The following is a 4679-nucleotide window of genomic DNA, read 5'->3' on the forward strand; positions in this document are numbered from 1 at the left end:
ACCCTACGCCGCATCGCTCAAGGCTGGCCGGCCGCCGACATCGAAGCCCTGATGCCATGGAACTTCAAGCCCGACGCCATCGGCTGACCGCTTACGATGAGGCTCAGTCCCAACAGCATGGAACTGCGGCCGACGTCGATGCCGGGGAAGAGCACCGTGGAACCGAGGAAGGGAAGGGGCACGACGACGCGCATGAAGGGCTGCGTCGCGCCCGCCACCTCGAAACCGCCGCCCTGGATCGGGCCGTTGATGATCTGGCGCGGCAGGTCGAAGGCCAGGAAATACGGAACCATCGAGACCAGCACCACCGCCAGAAGCCAGAACTGCTGCGGCCGCGTATGCGTCCAGATGTAGCGTAGCAGTCGTTGGTCCATGCTCGGCACCATCGTCATGATCGCCGCAGCGTTCCGGAGGGGCCCGGGACCGGGATCGGGAAGATTGCGGACACACCTTATCGAACGCAAACCCGTCCGAAAAGCCGGCCAGTCTGACATCACTCGTCAGAAATCCCGTCCAATCAATCGCGCGAGCGCCGGACGGAGGAGCGGCTGGCGAAACATGTCCCGCCGTGCGCGAAGATGCAGAAGAGATCGACGGATTAGGACCGGTTCAGCTCATTGTTCTTCAGCCCTGACAAATGGTGTCAGGAAGATGCTCTTTGTCGGCAAATCCAGACCGCAGATCGAGCAAAGGCGGAGAGATGCCGCTCAAGCGAAGTTTGATAAATAAACTATTCCAATAATTATATGGCGCGCCGGAGAGGATGAAACTGGGAACTCGTATGTTGTTGTAATCGCCCTTTAATACTAGCTCGCGTTACGCAGAAATGCGTGCAGAGCAGGTTCTTCCAAGAGCGCAACTATGTCCAACATGCGTGCGTGGACGGTCGCAACAACCGTGGCGTCAGCTCCCCTGACAGCAACACCTTTCCCGTCTGCATTAATTCCTCTGATTTCCGCATCAAGAAAATGATCAGAAGGAAGGTAACAACCCCGAGTGCTGTGCAGCCCCGCTATCGACAGTAGTGCGTCGGGTGATTGCAGCCGTACGAAGAGTTTCTTGTGTATTTGAATGGGATCGTGGGGGTCTCCGTCTGCCAACAATGAGAGAAAAGCTTCTGCAATTGTCCGCCTTGCCTCCGGCCTGCGGCCACGGCCTGTCGGTGCGGGACTTTCATCCACCAGAAGTCCGGACGCGAACCCGGAAATCAAAGATCGATCTGTGTAAAAATATGACACCGGGGCATCATCAATCGAATCATCAATCTCGATCAGAATGAAGCCGCCGCCCAAACCACAGTCCATAGGCGCTATGTTCAGCTTTTCGCCGGAGACTAAATCAGGTCTCATAAACCTCTTGCTGCTTGACCATTGTGTTGTGCCGGATGATTTCGTGAACGTTTTGAGCTGAATTCGCCGTTCGTTATCCCCGTCATCCAGGACTATATCGAATTTGTCGCGATCGACTTCCGGCTCGAATATGCTGAGAGGGTAATTCGCGCGCACTGCCGCCAGTTTAATGTCAAAATAAAGCCTGTGGAAAAACAGCCGCTCTCGCGTGACCGAATTGACCGGATTATTAAAGAAATGTGTGAGCGCCAAATTAGTCCCCCCTCGAAATTATCTTTGCCCCGCATTTTCCTCGTCTGGGGTCATCTGTTGCCTTCATCCTATAGGCGGCGGTGGAATCGGGCGCAGCGGGCATCCCGCTTTGGTACTGAATCTCCGGTGAGATCTGGCTCACTCGGAGTCCTCAGGGTCGACGAAAGGTGCCAGTTCATCACCGTATCCATAGAGACCCATCACCTCACGCAGGGTAAAAGACGTATCCTGCAGGACAGTCCTTGCAGCTTGGCAATTCCGAAATTCGCCCTGGTGTGCAATCTTGTTGCGCTCGGCATTCACCTTGACGATGCGCTGATTCCATAAGCGCTTCAGATCATCGTGTTCTTCATACTGAGCCATGATCGGCAGATAGAGGTTTTGGTATTTGTTGTGGATGCCGTTGGCATTCTGAAGAAGCTTATCGACGAATTGCAGAGGCAACTTCTTTTCCGTTACAAGCTCTTGTCGAATCGCAAAGTTGACCATCAGCTCAAGACAAGTCGCGCAGCGAAGTATCGCGACTGACCACTCTTCGCGTTCATACAGCCCGAGCGCCTTAGTCCAGTTGCGCGCGACTTTCTCGTCATCTGAAGCCTTGGAGTAGGATTTCTTTTTCTTCTCGGTCTTCGTTCTTCCGAGACTTACTCGTTTCACCATAGCATCAGAACCCGTATTTCAGTCGTCGCATTTCGAAGGCAGCTTTACCGCCTTCAAGGGTTTCCCCAACTAGTTCGCGCACATAGTCCGAGTCGATCGAACCGAGGTTTCGGTCTGGCAGATGAACATCCGATCCATCCGAGGACTCTGCAGGCTCCAGCGCCGCAATGAGTTCAGCATCGCCCAGAACCGGAATGTTCGCATTGTGAGTTGCAAAGACAAACTGGCGCCGCCGCTTCTCCCGTTTAATCTGCGGAACGATGCCATCGGTGATAAAACGGTTATCCAGGTCATCCTCCGGTTGATCGATCAGCAGTGGCCCGGGCGATTCCAGGAGGAGAAGCAGAAGAACAGCGGTAGCCTTCTGCCCAGTGGATAGTTCATCCAATGTCCGCCATACAGCCGGAGCACCTTCGCGAGCGACATTGAGCTGCACAGTTGTCGTCGCGGGCAGATCGATCTCTTCCAGCTCCATGATGAATGACGAGTTCGCGCCTATCAGCTTCTCCGCCTGTGCAGGCGGCATAGGAAAACTCTGCACAATTGCTTCCTTGCCTTCCCGGCAGGCTTGGGCCAGCGCGCGCATGGAAAGCGGCTGCTGCCTGCTTAGCGACTGCACCATGTCCGACACACGTCCCCCGAGCGTGCGCAGATGCTCCTCAAGCGCAGCCCGGTCGCCTGTCGCGGTCACACTGACCTTAACCCGATCACCAAGCTTACGGCTGACCTTTTTTGCCGCACGTTCTAGTGAGCGGAACTGGGCCGATTTGGTATCTTCCCATTCCTCTAAGGCTTTGCGGCGTTCTGTGTTCGCTGCTTTCAAATCTTCCGCCAACTTCGCCTGGCGGAGCTTTTTTGGCTCAAGCTGCTCAATCCGTTGCAGCACAGAAGTATATTCGCTTCCGTCAATGCCATCTTTGGCGAGCTCCCTCAGCGTCTTCTGATGCGCATCCTCAACCTGCGCGCTGCGCCCGTTCCATTCCGTCTGTACGTCCTGCAGGCCGGTCCGCGCTTTCGCAATCGCGAGATCGAGTGCGGCGAGAGCTGCAGCGATTTCGGTTTTGAGTATCTCGATATGCGGCTTGAGCTTGCGAAGGATTTCCGCGCCGCCAAGGTCTTTAAGACCATCTTCTTCTAAACGGGAAACATCGGGGATATAATCTTCGCCGAAAGCATCGCGCATTTCCTGTACATCATCGACAATACCATCGATGGCTTTGAGAATCCCCTCTTCAGCGACGATTTGTTTCTTGTCCTTTAGCTTGTCCTCAAGGCCAAGGTCCTTATAACGCTTTAGAGTTTCACGAAGCCCCGGAAGTGCGGCAAGCTCCTCGTCGATCCGTGCGAGCTGCATCTCGATCCCGGCGATATCAGTCCTTGTGTCGCTAAGACGATTACGGATCTCGCTGTGTATGACCGTATCGCTGACAGTGGAGTCAACAAAGCGGTCGAGAAGCCCCGTTAGACGTTCAGGGCTGCGGGCAAGCTCGGATATTTCGTGCTGCCCGAATATCTCGATCCCGGCAGACACATCGCGAGTCGAAAGTTCTGTTAGCTCTCCAGACGAATCCGTCACAGTTGGGCGATTCCCAACTGTGCGCTCGATCAGGTACTCTCGCGGCGAGGGTGTATGTGAGCGCAGTAGCAACGACACCTTTGTTCCAGCTCCAAGAACATGGCTTACAAAGGATTTGTGCAGCTTCGCGGCTTCTTCGCCAAGGGGCGGGATATCAAGCACGAAGCGAACGCTTTCGATGATTGTAGACTTCCCGGTCCCGCGACCGCCGATCATAACATTCAGACTGTCGTTAAAGTGAATGCCGATACCGTCAAGAAAGCCACCCTCCCATGCAATTGCCACCAATTCGCTGTGATCCTCGGGCTCATCGTCAGAGACGAGGCGAATACGCGAAACTGGATCGAGGAAGGCTTGCTTCAGGCCCTCAACCGACACCGATGCCATTTTGATCCAGCAACTCGCCCCCGGCGCCGCAGCCATCGAAGGGGAACTCACGTCCTGAGCGTTCACCACGGCGATGGGACGCTCCCGTACATAGTCCACGTTGCGATTCTGGATAATCGGGCGGTGGTTATCCGGAGCTTGGTCGACCGGCCCTGGTAGGCAGGAAGCGTGAAGGTGCTCGTGTCGCCAGGCCTTAATGGCAGGCTGCCCGCGCAAGGTTGCCAGTAGCCCACCAGCCGAGCAAACGTGAGCAGCTATCGGAATCCCGCCCCAGCGTTTAGTGCAGGCCGTCATCAGTTCATCACAGTCTTTCGATCCGGTAGGCGAATCTTGTAAGTCATCATGGATTCCGCATTCGCCGATAGAGGTGGCTCGGTTTGTCTGAACAGCTTCGGGCGTTTCGCTAAGTGGATTTCCGCCTCGATTATGCCGCCACCATCATTGGTGTCAGCGCG

The 4679-nt window shown here is 55.3% G+C and carries 4 protein-coding genes; all 4 read right to left on the bottom strand.

The features are described 5' to 3' along the window. Positions 1-17: 17 nt before the first annotated feature. Positions 18-374, bottom strand: coding sequence for a hypothetical protein (locus EV665_RS32755; protein WP_210234719.1), 357 nt, complete (start codon positions 372-374; stop codon positions 18-20). A gap of 432 nt (positions 375-806) precedes the next feature. After that, a complete protein-coding gene (locus tag EV665_RS31735) occupies positions 807-1601 on the bottom strand; it encodes a hypothetical protein (protein ID WP_133037232.1) in 795 nt (264 codons plus the stop codon). Between the two features lie 138 nt (positions 1602-1739). Further along, positions 1740-2261: a hypothetical protein gene (locus EV665_RS31740; protein ID WP_133037233.1), complete on the bottom strand. Its 522-nt coding sequence runs from the start codon at positions 2259-2261 to the stop codon at positions 1740-1742. Between the two features lie 4 nt (positions 2262-2265). Beyond that, positions 2266-4518, bottom strand: coding sequence for a TrlF family AAA-like ATPase (locus EV665_RS31745; RefSeq protein ID WP_133037234.1), 2253 nt, complete (start codon positions 4516-4518; stop codon positions 2266-2268). Positions 4519-4679: the final 161 nt, after the last annotated feature.

Source organism: Shinella granuli, from assembly GCF_004341885.1.
Taxonomy (GTDB): domain Bacteria; phylum Pseudomonadota; class Alphaproteobacteria; order Rhizobiales; family Rhizobiaceae; genus Shinella; species Shinella granuli.

Excerpts from the sequence above, each read along its gene's own strand:
- EV665_RS31745 (WP_133037234.1), bottom strand. The coding sequence starts at position 4,518 with ATGACGGCCTGCACTAAACGCTGGGGCGGGATTCCGATAGCTGCTCAC.
- EV665_RS32755 (WP_210234719.1), bottom strand. The coding sequence starts at position 374 with ATGGACCAACGACTGCTACGCTACATCTGGACGCATACGCGGCCGCAG.
- EV665_RS31740 (WP_133037233.1), bottom strand. The coding sequence starts at position 2,261 with ATGGTGAAACGAGTAAGTCTCGGAAGAACGAAGACCGAGAAGAAAAAG.